This is a genomic window from Bradyrhizobium sp. AUGA SZCCT0177, assembly GCF_018130125.1.
Lineage (GTDB): Bacteria > Pseudomonadota > Alphaproteobacteria > Rhizobiales > Xanthobacteraceae > Bradyrhizobium.
The window spans coordinates 196,842-215,306 of record NZ_JAFCMA010000007.1; the positions used below are offsets into that span (position 1 = coordinate 196,842).

At 62.7% G+C, this 18,465-nt stretch carries 15 protein-coding genes; 7 read left to right on the forward strand and 8 right to left on the reverse strand.

The genetic code is table 11. From position 1 onward, the window contains the following. Positions 1-180 precede the first annotated feature (180 nt). Positions 181-1,170 (forward strand): GGDEF domain-containing protein, encoded by a 990-nt coding sequence (locus tag JQ597_RS10840; protein ID WP_212264224.1) that lies wholly within the window; start codon positions 181-183, stop codon positions 1,168-1,170. Here the strand turns inward: JQ597_RS10840 and JQ597_RS10845 are convergent. Beyond that, on the reverse strand, positions 1,167-2,858 hold the full coding sequence (locus JQ597_RS10845) for a diguanylate cyclase domain-containing protein (protein ID WP_212264164.1): 1,692 nt from the start codon (positions 2,856-2,858) through the stop codon (positions 1,167-1,169). The genes JQ597_RS10840 and JQ597_RS10845 overlap by 4 nt on opposite strands. 106 nt (positions 2,859-2,964) lie before the next feature. On the opposite strand from JQ597_RS10845, the gene JQ597_RS10850 reads away from it, so the two are divergent. Next, positions 2,965-3,654, forward strand: coding sequence for a YggS family pyridoxal phosphate-dependent enzyme (locus JQ597_RS10850; protein WP_212264165.1), 690 nt, complete (start codon positions 2,965-2,967; stop codon positions 3,652-3,654). Between the two features lie 140 nt (positions 3,655-3,794). On the opposite strand, the gene JQ597_RS10855 is transcribed toward JQ597_RS10850, so the two are convergent. Then, the gene (locus tag JQ597_RS10855; protein ID WP_212264166.1) at positions 3,795-4,580 is read right to left on the reverse strand and encodes a 2-keto-4-pentenoate hydratase; all 786 of its coding nucleotides are present in this window, start codon (positions 4,578-4,580) and stop codon (positions 3,795-3,797) included. Positions 4,581-4,604: 24 nt separating this feature from the next. Continuing rightward, positions 4,605-5,174 carry a L,D-transpeptidase family protein gene (locus JQ597_RS10860; protein WP_212264167.1) on the reverse strand — a complete coding sequence of 190 codons (570 nt, stop codon included), beginning with the start codon at positions 5,172-5,174 and terminating at the stop codon, positions 4,605-4,607. A gap of 260 nt (positions 5,175-5,434) precedes the next feature. Here JQ597_RS10860 and JQ597_RS10865 point away from each other — a divergent pair, with 260 nt between their 5' ends. Next, the gene (locus JQ597_RS10865) at positions 5,435-6,121 is read left to right on the forward strand and encodes a response regulator transcription factor (RefSeq protein ID WP_044539278.1); all 687 of its coding nucleotides are present in this window, start codon (positions 5,435-5,437) and stop codon (positions 6,119-6,121) included. 48 nt (positions 6,122-6,169) lie between these two features. Continuing rightward, on the forward strand, positions 6,170-6,610 hold the full coding sequence (locus JQ597_RS10870; protein ID WP_212264168.1) for a Crp/Fnr family transcriptional regulator: 441 nt from the start codon (positions 6,170-6,172) through the stop codon (positions 6,608-6,610). Between the two features lie 6 nt (positions 6,611-6,616). On the opposite strand, the gene JQ597_RS10875 is transcribed toward JQ597_RS10870, so the two are convergent. The 4 genes from JQ597_RS10875 to JQ597_RS10890 form a co-directional block, all read right to left on the reverse strand. After that, complete coding sequence (locus tag JQ597_RS10875) at positions 6,617-7,432, reverse strand: exodeoxyribonuclease III (protein WP_192740639.1); 816 nt, start codon at positions 7,430-7,432, stop codon at positions 6,617-6,619. A 65-nt stretch (positions 7,433-7,497) separates the two neighbouring features. Then, on the reverse strand, positions 7,498-8,337 hold the full coding sequence (locus JQ597_RS10880; RefSeq protein WP_212264169.1) for an outer membrane lipoprotein carrier protein LolA: 840 nt from the start codon (positions 8,335-8,337) through the stop codon (positions 7,498-7,500). A gap of 142 nt (positions 8,338-8,479) precedes the next feature. Beyond that, entirely contained in the window at positions 8,480-10,930 is a 2,451-nt protein-coding gene (locus tag JQ597_RS10885; RefSeq protein WP_212264170.1) for a DNA translocase FtsK, read from the reverse strand. A 12-nt stretch (positions 10,931-10,942) separates the two neighbouring features. Then, positions 10,943-12,169 carry an aminotransferase class I/II-fold pyridoxal phosphate-dependent enzyme gene (locus JQ597_RS10890; RefSeq protein ID WP_212264171.1) on the reverse strand — a complete coding sequence of 409 codons (1,227 nt, stop codon included), beginning with the start codon at positions 12,167-12,169 and terminating at the stop codon, positions 10,943-10,945. Positions 12,170-13,190: 1,021 nt separating this feature from the next. On the opposite strand from JQ597_RS10890, the gene JQ597_RS10895 reads away from it, so the two are divergent. The 3 genes from JQ597_RS10895 (at position 13,191) to JQ597_RS10905 (ending at position 17,550) form a co-directional block, all read left to right on the forward strand. Beyond that, entirely contained in the window at positions 13,191-14,441 is a 1,251-nt protein-coding gene (locus JQ597_RS10895) for a multidrug effflux MFS transporter (RefSeq protein ID WP_349628808.1), read from the forward strand. A gap of 92 nt (positions 14,442-14,533) precedes the next feature. After that, complete coding sequence (locus JQ597_RS10900; RefSeq protein ID WP_212264232.1) at positions 14,534-14,770, forward strand: hypothetical protein; 237 nt, start codon at positions 14,534-14,536, stop codon at positions 14,768-14,770. A 785-nt stretch (positions 14,771-15,555) separates the two neighbouring features. Then, on the forward strand, positions 15,556-17,550 hold the full coding sequence (locus JQ597_RS10905; protein ID WP_212264172.1) for an AI-2E family transporter: 1,995 nt from the start codon (positions 15,556-15,558) through the stop codon (positions 17,548-17,550). On the opposite strand, the gene JQ597_RS10910 is transcribed toward JQ597_RS10905, so the two are convergent. Beyond that, positions 17,537-18,409: an alpha/beta fold hydrolase gene (locus JQ597_RS10910; RefSeq protein WP_212264173.1), complete on the reverse strand. Its 873-nt coding sequence runs from the start codon at positions 18,407-18,409 to the stop codon at positions 17,537-17,539. The genes JQ597_RS10905 and JQ597_RS10910 overlap by 14 nt on opposite strands. Positions 18,410-18,465 lie beyond the last annotated feature (56 nt).

An 18,465-nucleotide genomic window follows, 5' to 3' on the forward strand; every position in this document is an offset into this window, starting at 1 on the left:
GGGGCGTCTGGAGCCGCATTGCCGGCGGGTCGGTTGAGGGGCATTTAACGAATTCGTGGGAACCTGCCTATGAAAAGAGCACCAATTCACCGGTAGGAAGCCATCAAAGCCGTGACCGCGGGATTCGACGAGCTCGATTTCGAGTACGCGACGTCGGTCGCTGAAACGGCCATGCGCTCAATGGCCGAGCATCGCGTGCCGCCGACGCCGAACAATTTCCACGTCTGGTTCAATTATACGCTCGGCACGCCGCCGGTGCTCAAGCGGGCGATCGATATCCTGATCGGCAACAAGCGCAAATTCGACGCCCAGACCAATCGCGAAATCTATGAGAGCTATGTCGGATCGAAGGCCACCGACGAGGCGGTGGCCTATGAAGTCTCCCAGCAATTGCATTCGGTGATGGCGTCGGCCAAGCAGTTCCTGACCACGGCGATCGCCGACAACCGCACGCAAATGGCTGCCATCAACGATGTCACCGAGCGCACCGAGGCCGGCGTCGATCCCAAGCAGCTGATCGAGAGCCTGATGGGCGAACTCGCCAAGGCGACGACGCGCGCCACCAAGCTCGAAGTCAGCTTTGTCGAGAAATCACGCGAACTGGCGACGATCCGCGACTCCCTGGTCAAGTCCGAGGAGCGGGCCAAGACTGACACGCTGACCGGCTTGCCGAACCGCCGGGCGCTGGAGGAGTTCTTCCGCAAGGCTCAGCTCGCGGCGATGGAACAGGATGATCCAGTGAGTGCGCTTCTGATCGATATCGATCACTTCAAGCGCTTCAACGACGAGTTCGGTCACGGGGTCGGCGACCAGGTGCTGCGCCTGATGGCGAGGGTGCTGCGCGAGGCCGTGCGGGACATCGATCTGCCGGCGCGCTACGGCGGCGAGGAGCTGATCGTAATCCTGCCGAACGCCGGCCTGACGACGGCTGCCACGATTGCGGAACGTATCCGGCGTCTGGTTGCTGAATGCCACATCTCCCGCCGTTCGACCGGCGAAGCACTGCCCGGCATCACCATCTCCATCGGCGTGGCCCAGTTCCAGGGCGGCGAATCGATGTCCGACCTCATCGAGCGCTGCGACCGCGCGCTCTATCAGGCCAAGAAGACCGGCCGCAACCGGGTCGTCACCGAGGCTGAACTCGTGCCTGAGCAGCAGGTGGCGGGCTAACCCGCCAGCGCCATTCCGGCCTGATCCGCCATCCGCGCAAATCCATGCTCGACCACGGTGTTGCGGCCGCGGTGCTTGGCGGCGTAGAGGGCGGCGTCGGCGGCTTCGATCAGGTCGCCCGGGCGCAGCGCGTCGTGCGGCAGCGTGCCGGCCACACCGATGCTCACGGTGACGGTGTGATGGCTGCTGGTGTGGTGCGGTATTTTCAGGTCCAGAACCGCGGTGCGCACCATCTCGCCGATCGCCAGTGCCTTGAGCGAATCGGTGTTCGGTAGCAGCAGGCAGAATTCCTCGCCGCCATAGCGGCCGGCGAAGCCCATGGTGTCGGCGGCGATCCCGGCCAGCGTTTCGCCGAGCCTGGTCAGGCAGGCGTCTCCCTCGGGATGGCCATAGGTGTCGTTATAGAGCTTGAAGTGATCGACATCGATCATCAGCAGGGACAATTGGCTGTTGTATTGCTGCGCCTTCATCCACTCGAAATCCAGACGGCTCTGAAACCCGCGGCGGTTGGCAAGACCCGACAACATATCGATCGATGCGATCACAGTGAGGCGGTCGTTGTTGGCGAGAAGCTCGCGCTCGCGCTGGCTGAGCTGGGTGGCCATCGCGTTGAAGGCGCGCGCCAGCGGCATGAATTCAGCAGGCAGTTTGCTGCGCGCGACGCGCGCCGACCGGTCGCCCTCGCCGAAGCGCTTGGCCATGCCGGTCATCACCTCGATCGGGTTGATGATCAGCTTTTCCGCGCCGATCAGCGCGCCCAGCAGCACGAACAGGCAAACGAATCCCAATTGAAGATAGGCGGTGCGGATCTCGCGATTGATCGCGGCGGTAACCCTGGTTTCGTCGATGCTGACGATCAGGCGGGATTGCGTTCCGGAAATGCGGGAGAAACTGATCGTGCGATTCGAGCCGTCGGAAGCGGTGAACGAAAGCGAGCCGGTCGGTGCGTCGGAGCTCAGGGCCTTCTCCGCCACGGCGGACATCAGCGGCACCGAATCCAGCGGCCGGCCGATCATGCTGGTCTGATCGGTGGGCGCGGCGAGGACGACGCCGGCGCTGTCGACCAGCAACGACGAAATTCCCGGCCGCCCGCCGAGATTGGTCATGATCTTCGACAGCCAGTCGATATTGATGCCGGCGACGACGACGGCATCTTCCTCGGGATTGATGGCAGACACCGGATAGGCCGCCATCATCATCGGCCGCCCGTTTGTCTTGCCGAACAGATAGTCGCTGAAAACGAAGTCGCGGCTTGCCTGCGCCTTCTTGAAGTATTCGCGGTCGCCGATTTGCAGTCCCACCTGAATGTTCAAGGTCGAGCACTGCACGAGGCCGTCCTTGGACGCGATCATGATGCTGCGGATCCAGGGCAGGTTGCTCGGCAGGCTGGCGCGCAGGATTTCGCAACCGCGACCGATGCCGCTGGACGCGCGGATATAGGCCGCCGATTTCAGCATCGTCTCGACGGAGGAGACGACTTCGCGCTGGGTATCGGCGCTATGCTGCGCGATGTTGAGGAATTCTTCGGTGGCAAGGGCGATTTGCTTGGAGCGGGCATGTTCGAGCGAACGGACGCGTTCCAGCATCAAGGGCGCCACCAGGATCAACGCCAGCAGCACCAGCCGCGTCCGGATCCCCAGAAGCTTCTTGAGTTTCACTCTGTTGCGGTTGAAAGTAACGGCAGACATCTTGTTCCCCACCCCGCGTGGCAGGGTAAAGCGAAGGATTCAAAAAGCCCTTCCCGAACTTGGTAAAATCCAAGGAAATCCCGTAAATGTACGAGCCACAATTCACATGACGCCTCCGACGACCAGCTCGCTAACAGAACCTTTACCTGGCGGACTTGCTACCGTGGAGCAGGACATCGCGCGCGCTTGCAAGGAAGCGCGCCGCGATCGGGCGACGGTACAATTGATCGCGGTGTCCAAGACGTTCGACGCGTCGGCGATTTCGCCCATTATCGACGCCGGACAGCGCGTATTCGGCGAGAATCGCGTGCAGGAAGCCAAAGCGAAATGGCCTGGGTTAATGTCCGCTTACCAGGGGCTGGCGCTGCATCTGATCGGGCCGCTGCAATCCAACAAGGCGAAAGAGGCCGTGGCGCTGTTCGATGCCATTCATTCTGTCGACCGCCCGAGCATTTGCGAAGCGTTAGCCAAGGAAATCAATTCCCAGAAAAAACAGCCGGAATTGTTCGTCCAGCTCAACACCGGCGAGGAGCCGCAGAAGGCCGGCGTCGCGCCCGGCGAGGCCGATGCGTTCATTGCAAGCTGCCGGGAGAAGTATGGCCTGCTGATTTCCGGATTGATGTGCATTCCACCGGTCGACGAGGCGCCGGCGCCGCATTTTGCGCTGACCGCAAAGATCGCCGCGCGCAACGGCTTGAAGAGTCTGTCGATGGGCATGAGCGCCGATTTTGCGATCGCGATCCAGTTCGGCGCCACGCATATCCGCGTCGGCTCGGCGATTTTCGGGCATCGCTGACTTGTCGTCCCGGCGAAGGCCGGGACCCACGCCGCGGCTTCTCGGTGGTGCACGGTCGGAGTTGATACACTTTGTAAACAATACATAGCGGTGGTTATGGGTCCCGGCCTTCGCCGGGACGACACCGAGTGTGAAGCCGTCTACTCGAACCCCACCGACACTTTCCCGAGCACCCCGAAATCGACCGCGCAGAAATCGCCAGCCTGGATCGGCAGCGGCGGATGGCAGGTGCCTGTGGTGACGACCCGGCCCGCCTTCAGTGTCACGCCGAGCTGGCGCAATTCGTTGGCGAGCCAGGTCAGCGCCAGCCGGGGGTCGCCCAGCACGTTCTTGCCGTGACCGATGAATTGCTGGCCGCGCAGCGTGGTGACAGGTCGTTCCTCGACCAGGTCGCGCGCGCGCCAGTCCGCCGTCGTGGCCGGGCCGAGCACGAACAGATGCGCGCAGGCGTTGTCGGCGATGATCTGGGCGTCGCCGGCGCTGACGAAATCCGAAAAGCGCGAATCCGGAATCTCGATCGCCGGATGCAGCGTGTCCACGGCATCGAGCACCTGGCTCATCGTGTAGGGCGTCGATCGCGACGGTAGATCGTAGCGCATGCGAAACGCGAATTCCGGCTCGGCAACGCGCATTTCGTTGCCGGCCATCGACGCCATGCCGCCGTCAGGGATCACGGTCTCGGCGAGAATGCGTCCGGCCATCGGACCGTCGACATTGATGTGTTTCTGCCCGGCCTCGCTGGTGGCTGCGATCTTCCAGCCGAACAGATGGGTCGTCGAAAATCTTTCGATCGCGGCCTGGATCGCATACGCCTCGATGCGGTCCTGTGGCCGCAGCCAGTTGTCGAGCGCGTCAAGCTTGGTGCCGGCGCGCCAATGGCCGTGCAACGTCTGCGATGCAGACGCAATCTGATGTCTGTCCTGCATAATCCCCGCATCCTGAAATGAAGTTCATCCAATAGTAATTTTGGTTTGCGGCCCCATCCGCCGCAGCAACCGCAGCATCGCAGATTTTGTCATCGAAACGCAGCCTGCTGTGGCGGAAAAATTCGTGCGCGCCAGATGCAGGAACACCGCGCTGCCGCGGCCGGCAATACGCGGCGCGCTGTTGTGATCGATCTCGACGATGAAGTCGTAGAGGTGATCGTCGCGTGTGAGGCGGTCGCCGGTCTGGTCACGCATGAGCTGTATTGGCTGGTTGTAGTGACGGTCCTTCGGGTCTTCGCACCAGCCGTCCTCGGGCCGGATTGGCCGGACCGGCAGAAAGGTTGGCGGGCGCGAGTGGCGGTCGGCGCGCCACCATAATTGCAGTGGCCGGTAGGTGCCCCGCGGGGTGCCGCCATCGCCTTCGCGCTTGTTGGCGAGGATGCCGCCGCGACCAAGTGCCACCGGGACGGTCCAGCCGTCCGCCGTCAGCCAGCCCCGGCGCGGGTCGCCGGCGCCGCGGTGAACCCTGATCGCCGAGAGCGGCCGATCACGCGCTTCTGTCCCATAAGTGATTGAAAAATTGGTGCTTCCCATGCCAAACGTCCAAATCCTGGGGTTGCCTCCCCGGCCGCAATTGCTCTATTTGACGCCCATTACAGGACATTCATCCAACAGCCCCTCGAATATGGGATACACTGCGGTTCGCCTTGTGAAATTGTAACAATCTCCTACCTGATTCCGTACCCGATGGCCGAGGTTCGCCCGCGAACCAGTTTCGTCATCGACCAACCGACCAAGACCGGCTTGAGACGCTCCCACTTGTGTCCGCCGCCTGCCTCAAGAGGATCGTACCTATGGCCAATGCCCGCAAGATCCTGATCGTGGATGACGATACCGATCTGCGCGACACGCTGGTCGAGCAATTATCACTGCATGAGGAGTTCGAAGCCTCCGCGGTCGATACCGGCGCCAAGGGCGCCAGCGCCGCCAAGGCCAATTCCCCCGATCTGGTGCTGATGGATGTCGGCCTGCCCGATACCGATGGCCGCGAAGTGGTCCGCTCCCTGCGCAAGGGGGGCTTCAAGGCGCCGATCATCATGCTGACCGGCCACGACACCGATTCGGATACCATTCTGGGCCTCGAATCCGGCGCCAATGACTACGTCGCCAAGCCGTTCCGGTTCGCCGTGCTGCTGGCCCGGATCCGGGCGCAACTGCGCCAGCACGAGGCCAGCGAGGACGCGGTGTTCTCCGTCGGCCCCTACAGCTTCCGGCCCGGCTCCAAGATGCTGACCGGCGCCAACGCCCGGAAGGTGCGGCTGACCGAGAAGGAAACCGCGATCCTGCGCTTCCTGTACCGGGCCGGCCAGATGCCGGTGTCGCGCGAGACGCTGCTGCAGGAAGTCTGGGGCTATAATTCGGGTGTCACCACCCACACCCTGGAAACCCACATCTACCGGCTGCGGCAGAAGATCGAGAAAGATGCCGCCAATCCGGAGATCCTGGTCACGGAAGCCGGTGGCTACAAGCTGGTGCCGTGATACGATTCGGCCCACGAATCGTACCTCCCTGGGCATCACCGGTTCCGTATGTCGATCGAAGATGATGTAGCTCTGCTCGAGCGCGTCCCGACACTGCGCCTGTTGGGGACGACGGCGTTGCGCATGCTGGCGATCGGCTCGGAGCAGCGCGAATTCGGCCGCGGCGACCAGTTGTTCAACGCCGGCGACGAGGCGGATGCCGGCTATATCGTGCAGCGCGGTGCGTTCCGGGTCGAGGACGGCGGCGCTGAAATCATCGCAGGCCCCGGTGCCCTGATCGGTGAGCTGGCGTTGATCGTGGCGATGAAGCGGCCGTCGAGCGCGATCGCGATCGAAAATTCCACCGTGATCCGGGTGTCGCGCAGCCTGTTTCAGCGCGTGCTCGAGAGCGACCCTGCCGCGGCGCGGGCGCTGCGCGACGAACTCGCCACCCGCACCAGCCAGCTTGCCAGCGATATTCTGATGGCCGGCGCCAAGCTCTCGACCTGATCGCAATCACACCTCCAGCGTCACCGTAACCGGCACGTGATCCGACGGCCGCTCCCAGCCGCGGGCATCGCGCGTGATGCGGAAATCGCTGACGCCATCCTTCAGCGCCCGCGAAACCCAGATGTGGTCGAGCCTGCGGCCGCGGTCGCCGACGGTCCAGTCGGCGGCGCGGTAGCTCCACCACGTGTAGACCTTCTCCGACATCGGGATGCGCTCGCGCGCGACGTCGAACCATTCGCCATGGGTCTGCGCCGCCAGCAGCTTTTCGCATTCGATGGGGGTGTGCGAGACCACCTTTAGCAGCTGCTTGTGCGACCACACGTCGTTCTCATGCGGCGCCACGTTGAGGTCGCCGACCAGGATATGCCGGTCGTCGCCGCGCGGATGCAGCGGCTCGCAGGCTTTCATCTCGTCGAGAAATTTGAGCTTGTGATCGAACTTCGGATTGAGCGCGGGGTCGGGGATGTCGCCGCCGGCCGGGACGTAGAAATTATGCAGCACCAGCGGCTTTGCGAGCTGGGCTTTTTCGCCGAACGCCACCGAGATGTGCCGCGAATCGATGTTGTCGCAGAAGGTACGGATATCCTTGGTCTCGAACGGCAGTTTCGAGACGATGGCGACGCCGTGATATCCCTTCTGCCCGTTCAGCGCGACATGCTCATAGCCGAGGCGTTTGAAGCGCTTCAGCGGGAAGGCATCGTCGATGCATTTGGTCTCCTGCAGGCAGAGGACGTCAGGCCGTACCGATTTGAGGAATTTGGCGACGATGTCGATGCGCAGGCGCACCGAGTTGATATTCCACGTTGTCAGGGAAAAACGCATGCGGGCCCGAAATGAAAAAGACGTGCGGTTGATGACGCACGTCCTTTGCCCCTAATCAAGAATGTTCAGCCTGGTGGCATCGAATAGTTGGTGAAATCGATCCTGAACAGGCCGGGGTCGACCTTCTTGGAGGTATCCAGATTATAGACCGCGATCGTGGTGTCGTAGCCCTGCGGGTCGGTCACGGTCCATTGCTTGAGCTGGCCGTCCTTGGTGCCGACCATCAGCATCAACCGGCTGGTGCCGATCAGCGCCTGCTTCTCCTCGATGGTGACGCTGATGAAGACGTCATCGGCGGTGACGCTGACGACGTTGGTATCCTTCAACAGATCGATACGGTCCGACAGCAGGAACCGGAGCGGCGTCTGCGACAACGGATAGATGTCCTGGGTCGCGAGCTTCTTGTCGCGCACAGCGAGCGAGGATCCGTCGGCGACGATCGCGATCTGGCTCGGCGCGTCATATTCGAAGCGCACCTTGCCCGGCTTCTGGATCACGAAGTCGCCCTTGGTCTTGCTGCCGTCCGGCCCGACCTGGACGAAATTCCCGACCAGCGTCTGCAGCGACGACAGATACGAGCTCACCCTGGCGGCCTGCGCCTTCTGGTTGGCATCGAAGGTCGCGAAAATATTGGCGGGCACATTGCGATTTCGATCGGGGATGACAGGGTTCGGCGGCGCCTGGGTCGTTCCTGTCTTTGACGGCGCCTGGGTCGCACCTGTCGTCGCCGGACCTTTTTGCGAATCCTGCGCGCTCATCTGCACGCCGCCGTCGCGGGCCTTGGGTGCGGGCTTTGGGACCGGAACGTTCTGCGAAAAGCCTGATGTCGCTGCGCCGGCAACGGACATGGCGGTCACAAGCGCCAGTCCGTAACGGACGCCGCGAAGGGTAAAGTAGTGTGTCATCAGATATTTCGAATCTCTATTCAACGGATCGTCCCACTGCCGGTGGTTTTATCGCGCTTTCGACCAAAGGAGATATCGTTTTTCCGTGAGAATTATTACGCCAAACTCAGTTCGTTAGTGGGTCCAATCGCTTGAAATCGCTCTAGAAACCGCTTTCTTCTTCCTCGACCAGAATTTCGCGTTTGCCGGCGTGGTTGGCCTGGCCGACGATGCCTTCGAGTTCCATCCGCTCCATCAATGACGCCGCGCGGTTGTAGCCTATTTGCAGCCGGCGTTGAATGTAGGAGGTCGAGGCCTTGCGGTCGCGCTTGACGATCGCCACGGCCTGCTGGAACAGGTCGCCGCCGCCGTCGCCACCCATGCCGGTGGAATCGAATACCGCGCCGTCCTCGCCCTCGGCAGGTTCTTCCGCCGTAACGGCCTCGAGATATTCCGGCTGGCCCTGCGTCTTGAGATGGCGCACCACCTTCTCGACTTCCTCGTCGGAGGCAAACGGGCCGTGCACGCGGCTGATCCGTCCGCCGCCGGCCATATAGAGCATGTCGCCCTGGCCGAGCAGTTGCTCGGCGCCCATTTCGCCGAGAATGGTGCGGCTGTCGATTTTCGACGTGACCTGAAACGCGATGCGGGTCGGGAAGTTCGCCTTGATGGTGCCGGTGATGACGTCGACCGACGGACGCTGCGTGGCGAGGATCACGTGCAGGCCCGCGGCGCGCGCCATCTGCGCCAGCCGCTGCACCGCGCCTTCGATGTCCTTGCCGGCGACCATCATCAGGTCGGCCATTTCGTCGACGATGATGACGATGTAGGGCAGCGGTTCGAGGTCGAGCTTTTCGTCCTCGTAGATCGCCTTGCCGCTTTCCTTGTCGAAGCCGGTGTGCACCGTGCGCGTCAGCTCCTCGCCCTTGCCCTTGGCTTCGACGAGACGCTGGTTGTAGCCGTCGATGTTGCGGACACCGAGCTTGGACATCTTCTTGTAGCGCTCTTCCATCTCGCGCACCGCCCATTTCAGCGCGACCACGGCCTTCTTCGGGTCGGTCACGACGGGCGTCAGCAGGTGCGGGATGCCGTCATAGACGGAGAGTTCGAGCATTTTGGGATCGACCATGATCAGCCGGCACTGATCGGGCCGCAGCCGGTAGACCAGGCTGAGGATCATGGTGTTGATGGCGACCGATTTGCCGGAGCCGGTGGTGCCGGCGATCAGCATATGCGGCGTGCGCGCCAGGTCGATGATGATGGATTCGCCGCCGATGTTCTTGCCAAGGCAGAGCGGCAGTTTGGCGTGCGACTCGTCCTTCAGCGACAGCAGTTCGCGCAAATAGACCTTTTCGCGATGCGCGTTCGGCAATTCGATGCCGATGGCGTTGCGGCCGGCAACCACGGCGACGCGAGCCGACAGCGCGCTCATCGAGCGGGCGATGTCGTCGGCGAGACCGATGACGCGGGAGGATTTGATGCCGGGCGCGGGCTCGAGTTCGTACAGCGTGACGACAGGGCCGGGATTGGCCTTGACGATCTCGCCGCGGACGCCGAAGTCGCCGAGCACGCCTTCCAGCGCGCGCGAATTGGCTTCCAGTTCGCTCTTGCTGAGCGGCTGGCGATCGGACGCTTTTGGTGCCGTGAGCATCGAGACCGCCGGCAATTCGAACTTGTCGGATTTCCGTGGCGATGCCTTTGGCGCCGCCTTCTTGCGCGGGGCGCGGGCGACCGGGGCTTCCTCTTCCTCGTCTTCTTCCTCTTCTTCGTGCTCGTCTTCTTCCTGGGCTTGCGGGGCAATCGACGGCGCCGTCCGGCCGCCGAGGCTGGGCTCCTGCCGCTCGAAGGAAGCGGTGCGGGGCTGCGGCGCGCTTGCGACCAGCGAACGATAGGCCGTGGACATCAGCCAGCCGAGCCGGGCCTTGGCGCTCATCAGGGCATGATAGACCCAGCCGAGCGAGACCGAGCTGCGATCGCGCTCTTCCTCGAACGGCGCGTCATCGTCCTCGATCGGTGTCAGCTCCTCGTCGTCGCGCGGACGCGAACCCCAGCCGCTCGCAAACAGGAAGGTGGCGCACATCGCCGCGAACAGGATGATGCCGAGCACCAGCCGGTAGATGAAACCGGCGGGCCCGAAGATTACGGCCGGCGCGCGCACCAGCGCATCGCCGACGACGCCGCCAAGCCCGGTCGGCAGCGGCCATGCGCCGCCATGCGGCCAGCAGCTGGCAAAGCCTGCCGCAATGATAGTGCAGAGGATCCAGCAGGCCAGGCGCAACGCTTCGCGGTCGAAGGTGCGATGGGTCAGCATGCGCCAACCCCACACCGCGACGGGCAGGATCAGCATGATCGCCCCAAGGCCGAGAATCTGCATCAACAGATCGGCGCCGATCGCGCCGGGATATCCGAGAACGTTGCGGATCGCACGCGAGGTCGCGTGGCTCAAACTTGGATCCTGCACCGACCACGTCATCAGCGCGGCGGCGGCGACGCCGGAGATCGCGATCAGGCACAGGCCTGCGACCTCCCGCAGGCGCCGCGCCAGCGCGTCGCGGATCGAGGCCGGCAGATGGCCGACCAGGGGAATGACACGTTCGATCGCTGGCATGCTCATGGGGCCCTGCGATTAAGCCAAGGTTTCGACCAGGCGGTGCAACGCCTCGGCCGTTGATTCACTGTCCGATACCAGCGCCAGGCGGATATAGCCGGCGCCAGGATTGCTGCCGTCGTTTTGCGGACGCGACAAATAGGTTCCGGGGATCACGCGCACGCCGGCATCGCGATAGAGCTGCACCGTTGCAGCCTCGTCGCCGCCACGGTCCGACACATCGAGCCAGACGCAGAAGCCGCCGGCGGGCCTGACATAGCCGTAGCGATTGCCGAGGATCTGATCGGCGAGATCGAACTTGATGCGATAGAGCCGGCGGTTCTCCTCGACATGCGCCTCGTCGCTATAGGCGGCAACCGCGACGTGCTGCAGCGGCACCGGCACCTGCGGGGCGGCGACATTGCGCAGTTCGTGAAAGACGCTGAGAAATTTCTTGTCGCCGGCCGCGAAGCCGACGCGCATGCCCGGCAGGTTGGAGCGCTTCGACAGCGATTGAAACGCGACGACGTTGCTGAAATCGGATCCTGCGCATTCGAGCACGCTGCCCGGCGCCTGTTTGGTGTAGATTTCCGAATAGCACTCGTCGCTCAGGATCATGAAGCCGTAGCGATCGGCGAGTTGCGTCAAGCGGGTGAAGTAGTCGCGCGAGGCGACGGACCCCTGCGGATTGGCCGGCGAGGCGATGAACATCGCAACAGTGCGCGCCAGCGTCGCTTCATCGAGCGTATCGAGATCCGGCAGGAAGCCGTTGGCGAGCGTGGTCGGCAGATAGATCGGTTCGCAATTGGCGGCGCGCGCGCCGGCGCCATAGGCCGGATAGAACGGGTTCGGCATCAGGATCGCCGGCCTGCCCTTGCGGGGACCGACATAGCGCGCGGCCGTGATCGCCGCGAAGAACAGGCCTTCGCGGCTGCCGTTCAGCACCAGAATTTCGCTCTCGGGATCCATTGCCCGGGGCAGCTGGAACCGGGCCGAGAGCCAGTTCGCGACCGCCCGGCGGAATGGCTCGATGCCCTTGGCGATCGGGTAGCGGCCGAAATCGGCGATGTGTTTGGCCAGCACCGGCCCGACGAAGCTCGGGACAGGATGCTGCGGTTCTCCTAACGATAACGCGATCAATGGCTTACCGGGTTGATAGGGAGCCAGAAGCTCGGCCGTCCGCAGAAACGGCGAACGCTCGGCCTGACCGGCAGCGGGGACACTGCCGGCGCCCTGCGCCACGCCGGAAGAGGCGGTCATTGCCATGTCTAAAACGCCAGCACTTTCAATTGCGGTCGGGGGGACGGACGGAGCGACCGGAAGCGGATCAAACCACCATAGATACGGCGAGGTTAAGACGCGATTAACCATCGGCGCCAGCGTCGATTTTGGTGGATTTTGGTCGATCCGGACCAGCAGTTCCGCGCCACATTCGGTTGTCATCCCCGCGCATGCGGGGATCCAGTACGCTGCGGCCTCTCCGTTTTGTCATTGACGCCTCTGGAATACTGGATCACCCGCCGCCCGTGCGCAATTGCGCACTCGGGCGGGTGACGACAGCTGAATATGTGGCCGCGATCTCGCGACGCATTGCGCCCGAGCTTTGCCAGAAATTCCTTGCCCCCAAAATAAGAGGGCGCAGGGAAGACCGGGTGCGCGCTGCACCCGCGGTCCCGTGTGCGGTTTGCACAAAACAAAGTGCACACGAGCATACAGGGCAGCGGAGAACACCCGGCCTTCCCTGCGCAATGGCTTTACGGCTTATGCCGTGCTCTCCCCGGAGACGAGTTCTTGGTTGACTCCGTCGCTGCCGTTCCCGCTTGCGCTTCTCCGACAGCTTGACGCCTGCAACGGGCGCCAGGACCACACGGTTTTGCCGTACGCTCGATCCACGCCGTCGTCAGACGTAGCCCAGCGTCCACCGCAACCCGTCCAACGTCCGTGACGACGGCCGACGCCCTTCTGAGTAGGACGGGATGGGCAAACATATGCACCTGATTTGCCTTCTGGTAAACCGAAATATTTTTCATTTCGGGGCTTGACATGATTTCTGCAAAACAGAACTGATTTGCCCGTCGGGTCGTTTTCGTGGAAGCCGGCCACACGAAAGGGTCCTCCCCCTTGCGGGGGAGGGAACGCACTATGTGCTTGGCGCGACTGCGTACCGCAACCCGCAAAACCACTTCCCTACCCATACCCCATCCCTCCCCGACGGGCAGCCATCCCGGATTGGGCATTGTGCGGCGCAACAAAAGGAATAGATTCACGGCCTGAAACGAGGTCGTAAGTGTCTGAAATCAATGCCAATGCCTGGGTTTCCTCAGGCCACCGCCCGATGGGCTTCCCCGAATTCGTTATCATCATCGCCTCGATCATGGCGCTGAATCCGCTGGCGATGGACATGATGCTGCCGGCGCTGCCGAACATCCGCTCCGCGTTCCACCTCACCGACGCCAACCGCCCGCAAATGGTGCTGTCGATCTTCCTGGTCGGCTTCGGTGTCGGCCAGTTCGTGATGGGGCCGTTGTCCGACCGCTTCGGCCGCCGGCCGGTGCTGCTCGGCGGCATGACCGTTTATTTTATCGCGAGCCTGCTGGCGATCGCCGCCCCCTCGTTCGAGACGTTACTGCTGGCGCGCGCGCTGCAGGGCCTCGGTACCTCGGCCACCCGCGTCATCGCCACCTCGATCGTGCGCGACTGCTACGCCGGCCGCCGCATGGCGAGCGTGATGTCGCTGGCGATGATGGTGTTCATCGCGGTGCCCGTCATCGCGCCGTCATTCGGGCAGGCGGTGCTGATGCTGACGCAATGGCGCGGCATCTTCATCGTGCTGATGGTCTATGGCATGGTGACGCTGATCTGGAGCGCGTGGCGCATGCCGGAGACGCTGCCGCTTCAGCTGCGCCGGTCGCTCGCCGTCCGCGACATCCTCGACGCCTTCCGCCAGACCGTGACCAACCGCCAGACGCTGGGCTATGCGCTGGTCTCCGGCGGCGTGCTCGGCTCGCTGTTCGCTTACGTATTCACGTCGCAACAGGTGTTCACCGAGATCTACAAGCTCGGGCATTATTTTCCCATTGCTTTCGCAGGCATCGCGATCGGCACCGCCATCGCCGGCTTCGTCAACTCCCGCTTCGTCAATCGTCTGGGCATGCGCGTGATTTCACACGCCGCATTGCTCGGCTATGTTACCGTATCCGGCATCATGCTGGCGGCGGTGAAATTGCAGATGCTGCCCTTGCCGCTGTTCATGGCGCTGTCGGCGCTGATGATGTTTTCGTTCGGGCTGATGATCGCCAACTTCACGGCACTGGCGATGGAGCCGCAGGGCCACATCGCCGGCACCGCCTCGTCGCTGTACGGATCGATCACCACCCTGCTCGGCATCGGCATCGGCACCACGATCGGCCAGGATTACGACGGCACGCTGCTGCCGTTCGCGACCGGCTTCTTCCTGTGCACGCTGGCATCGCTCGGCGTCGTGCTGGTGGTGGAAAAAGGCCGGCTGTTCCGGCCGCATCAGGTGGCGGGATACTAGCTTCGTAGGCGGGTAGAGCCAACGGGTCGCGGATCGGCCGGAACCATCATGAGCCAGGCGGCTTGGTCTCCAGCAAGGGATAGCCAACACCGGTGTTCGACCAACCCGACCTCGATCCGGGGGTCTCGGGCTATCTGCCAATGCCCAGGAAACGCTGGAACAAGCGAAGGAACCGTATGGCCATCAAAAAACACGGCGTCATTATCGAAACGCCAACGGAAGCTCGCCAGGCCGAGCCTGGACCGTCGATACTGTTTTTGCTCCTCATCAGCCTGAGTATTGCCGTGGTCACTCTGGCAATTGTCTATTTCGTGTTTTTCCGAACCTGACGCTTACAATTGCATCAGCATAATTCCGGAACGATACGGAGGAGCGGGCTTTACCTCTTCAGATCGAACTCAACCGATGAGATGGCTCAATGCAAACGCTACCCGTTGACCGCGCGCTGAGCATATACGGCGCCCTTGCGGACCGTTCCGAGACGAAGGGCACCCGCGAGCGTCTTTCAAGGCATCTGATGAAATTATACATCGACGGTGAAACGAACGAGCACCGCTTGACCGTGCATGGGCTGTCATACCTTCAAGAGCTGGATCGGGAAAACGATTCCAGGAACTGAGGTTTTTCGGGCGTCATCCCTTTTGCGCCAGCCGCTGCTTTCGCAGTGAATTACGCCGCATGATTCTTGCCTTCGCAGCGCGGACGGCATCGGCTCTGGTCAGTTTGGTTTTCGGCAGTGATGCTCTCGAACGATCCGCGTCGTCGGAGCCGGGCATTGCAGGAAGCAACGGTGCCGGCCTCGTCGAACCGTGATCGACGGGCTGCATGTTCATTGGGCCGGCGCAGCGTGGTTTGCCTTTTTGCATACAGGAATAACGCGTTGCTGCCGGATTAGTTCGACGTCGCGGACCGCACCGGGCTGGCAACCTGCTCGCCAGAGTGCCTTCGACGAAGGCTGGTTCGCAGTTCGCAAAATGGTTCCGCGGTCTCCAGTGAATAGGCTGCCCCAACCGGTGCAACCTATGCGCCGGTCGCGCCTTGGTTCACGACTGGATGTTCAGACCATTTTTCGTTGCGCCGGCATCTACTTCCCGCCCCGCCTTAGAAAGCTTCAATGAGTTTGATCACCCGAAAAGTCAGCACCGGACGCACGATGGACGAGTTGCTGGCTTTGCTGAGTGCCGTCGCCTGCTCGATCCTCGCCGCATTGTTCATTGCGGCGCTGTATTTCGGCCGAGAAATATTCGTACCCATCGCGCTGGCTATTCTTCTCAGCTTTGTGCTCGGACCGCCGGTCGGATTGCTGCAGCGAGCCCGCGTTCCCCGCGGCCTGGCGGTCGTGGGCATCGTCTTTCTGGCATTCTCCGTGATCTTCGGACTTGGCACCCTCATCGCCAATCAATTGACCCAACTGGCTGGAGACCTGCCGGTTTATCAATCGACGATGCGTGAAAAGATCAAATCAGTGCGCGGCGTCACGGCGAGCAGCGGCACCCTCGAACGTGCGGCGGATATGCTCCAGGAGTTGAGCCGGGAGCTCGACAGGCCGAAGGATGACAAATCGGTCCGCGGGGCGATCCCGCGTCTCGGCGCGCCAAATGCTGCCGTCACGGCCTTGCCGATCCCAGTTGAAGTGCGTCAGCCTGACCCGGGAGCCCTGGAGAACCTGCGAACCCTGATCGCACCATTGCTAAACCCGCTTGCGACCACCGGCATCATCATCATCTTCGTCATCTTCATCCTGATCCAGCGCGAGGATCTGCGAAACCGCCTAATTCGATTGGCGGGCTCGCATGATCTGCAACGCACGACAGCGGCGCTGGACGATGCGGCGACGCGCCTCAGCCGGCTGTTTCTGGCTCAGCTGATGATCAACGCCACTTTCGGCGTGATCATCGGGGCGGGACTTACGTTAATAGGTATTCCCAGCGCGATCCTCTGGGGCATTCTGGCGGCCGTGCTTCGGTTCGTCCCCTACATCGGCACAGCCATCTCGGCGGCTTTTCCGCTGGCGTTGGCGGCCGCCGTCGATCCTGGCTGGTCGATGCTGGCATGGACCATCGTGCTTTTTCTGGGAGTCGGACCGATCATCAGCCAGGTGGTGGAGCCTCTCGCCTACGGCCAGAGCACCGGCCTTTCTCCCGTCGCCATCGTCGCTTCGGCGACGTTCTGGACCGCATTGTGGGGGCCCATCGGGCTCGTCCTTGCAACGCCCTTGACCGTTTGCCTCGTCGTCCTCGGACGTCATGTCGAGCGGCTCGAATTTCTCGACGTGATTTTTGGCGACAGGCCTGCATTGTCACCGCCGGAAATGTTCTACCAGCGAATGCTTGCCGGCGATCCGATCGAGGCGGCAGGAAAGGCCGAAGAATTCCTGAAGGAGAAATCGCTGTCTTCCTATTTCGACGAGGTCGCCCTGAGAGGCCTTCAACTGGCGCAGGCAGATGCCAAGCGCGATGCCCTGGACCAGGCGCGCATGATCAAGATTCGCGACGCCGTTACCGAGTTTGCCAGCGACCTTTCCACCCAGGATGATTCGATCCCCGAGGTGACCTCGCCGACCATGGATGCGGAGGCGGCGGCCGCGGTCGAAACCGTCCCGGATGCCGCGATATCAAGCAATTTGCCGGTCGTGCAAAAGGCCGATCTACCGCCCAGCTGGCAGGGAGAAGCGCCGGTGCTCTGCCTGGCCGGACGCACCCCGCTCGACGAAGCCGCAGCGGTGCTGTTTGCGCAGCTTTCCAACGCGCATGGCCTCGGTGCACGGGTCGAGCCTGCGGACGCACTTTCGTCGACCAGGATCGTGCAGCTGGATTTCTCCGGTGTCGCGATCGTCTGCCTGTCCTATCTCGACGCCAGCAGTCCCGCCCATATGCGCTACTCGGTTCGGCGCCTGCGTCGCCAATTGCCAAAGGCCACGATCATCATGCTCGGTTGCTGGGCCGAGAACCTCGACAAGGAATCGCTGGAAGAACTGCGGGAGGCGGCTAAGGCCGACATCGCCGCGGGGAACTTGCGTGAAGCGATGATGATCTGCCGGACGGCTGCCGGCGTGGAGGAAATCGATGAACCGCCGGGCCTCGCTACACCAGCCCTCAAGATTGCGTAAGAAACCGCTGGATCAACCTGAGCACCTCATCCGGTCTGTCGTGCTGCAGCCAGTGGCCGGCGCCGGCGATCTTGGCGAGTTCGGCGTGCTTGAAATGCGACATCACACCGGCCTTCTCGGGATCGGGCAGAAAGCTTTCGCTGGCCGCGACCAGCAGCGTCGGGCAGGCGATGCGTGACCACAGCCCGATATTGTCTTCGAGCGACAGCCGGTACGGCGCCCGCGCGCGCAAATAGGGATCGTACTTCCAGCTGAAACTGCCGTCGTCGTTGCGCTTCATGCCGTGGGTGGCCAGATGCATCGCCTGCTCACGCGTCAGCCGCGGGTTGCGGCCGACGATCCGATCGGCGCCGTCGGCCACGGTCTGATAGCGATGGATTTTCCGCTGCGCCAGCTTGTCGAGGTCGCCGGCCCAATCCGATATCCTGACGTCGGCGGGTTTGGGGCGCCGCGCCGGAAAATTGGTCACGCCGTCGAGCACGACCAGCTTTGAAACACGCTCCGGAAAAGCCCCGGCATAGGTCAGGCTGACCATGCCGCCCATCGAATGGCCGACGATGGCGACCTTGTCAAAACCTTCCGCTTTCGCGAGGCCGGTCAGATCGTAGACGTGATCGGCAAGGCTGTAACTGGAGCCGGAAGCCCAGCCGGAATCGCCATGGCCGCGCAAATCGGGCGCCACGACGTGATAATCCGCAGCCAGCGCCCGCGCCAGATAGTCCCAGCTGCGGGAGTGATCGAGGCCGCCATGCACCAGCAGCAGTGGCGGCGCCTGCGCGTTACCCCAATCCGTAAAATGAAGCTTGAGCCCCTGCGACTGAAAATAGCGCGACTGCGGCGCGTCCGATGCGATGTCCATCGGGAATACTTAAAGGCTGGCGCAGCAGAGGTCCAGCGTCGCACCAATACGTGAGC

What these genes read in the sequence shown, in the direction of transcription:
- JQ597_RS10850 (WP_212264165.1), top strand. Translation starts at nt 2,965, where the DNA reads ATGACGCCTCCGACGACCAGCTCGCTAACAGAACCTTTACCTGGCGGA.
- JQ597_RS10870 (WP_212264168.1), top strand. Translation starts at nt 6,170, where the DNA reads ATGTCGATCGAAGATGATGTAGCTCTGCTCGAGCGCGTCCCGACACTG.
- JQ597_RS10885 (WP_212264170.1), bottom strand. Translation starts at nt 10,930, where the DNA reads ATGAGCATGCCAGCGATCGAACGTGTCATTCCCCTGGTCGGCCATCTG.
- JQ597_RS10855 (WP_212264166.1), bottom strand. Translation starts at nt 4,580, where the DNA reads ATGCAGGACAGACATCAGATTGCGTCTGCATCGCAGACGTTGCACGGC.
- JQ597_RS10875 (WP_192740639.1), bottom strand. Translation starts at nt 7,432, where the DNA reads ATGCGTTTTTCCCTGACAACGTGGAATATCAACTCGGTGCGCCTGCGC.
- JQ597_RS10890 (WP_212264171.1), bottom strand. Translation starts at nt 12,169, where the DNA reads ATGGCAATGACCGCCTCTTCCGGCGTGGCGCAGGGCGCCGGCAGTGTC.
- JQ597_RS10840 (WP_212264224.1), top strand. Translation starts at nt 181, where the DNA reads ATGGCCGAGCATCGCGTGCCGCCGACGCCGAACAATTTCCACGTCTGG.
- JQ597_RS10845 (WP_212264164.1), bottom strand. Translation starts at nt 2,858, where the DNA reads ATGTCTGCCGTTACTTTCAACCGCAACAGAGTGAAACTCAAGAAGCTT.
- JQ597_RS10865 (WP_044539278.1), top strand. Translation starts at nt 5,435, where the DNA reads ATGGCCAATGCCCGCAAGATCCTGATCGTGGATGACGATACCGATCTG.
- JQ597_RS10905 (WP_212264172.1), top strand. Translation starts at nt 15,556, where the DNA reads ATGAGTTTGATCACCCGAAAAGTCAGCACCGGACGCACGATGGACGAG.
- JQ597_RS10910 (WP_212264173.1), bottom strand. Translation starts at nt 18,409, where the DNA reads ATGGACATCGCATCGGACGCGCCGCAGTCGCGCTATTTTCAGTCGCAG.
- JQ597_RS10880 (WP_212264169.1), bottom strand. Translation starts at nt 8,337, where the DNA reads ATGACACACTACTTTACCCTTCGCGGCGTCCGTTACGGACTGGCGCTT.
- JQ597_RS10860 (WP_212264167.1), bottom strand. Translation starts at nt 5,174, where the DNA reads ATGGGAAGCACCAATTTTTCAATCACTTATGGGACAGAAGCGCGTGAT.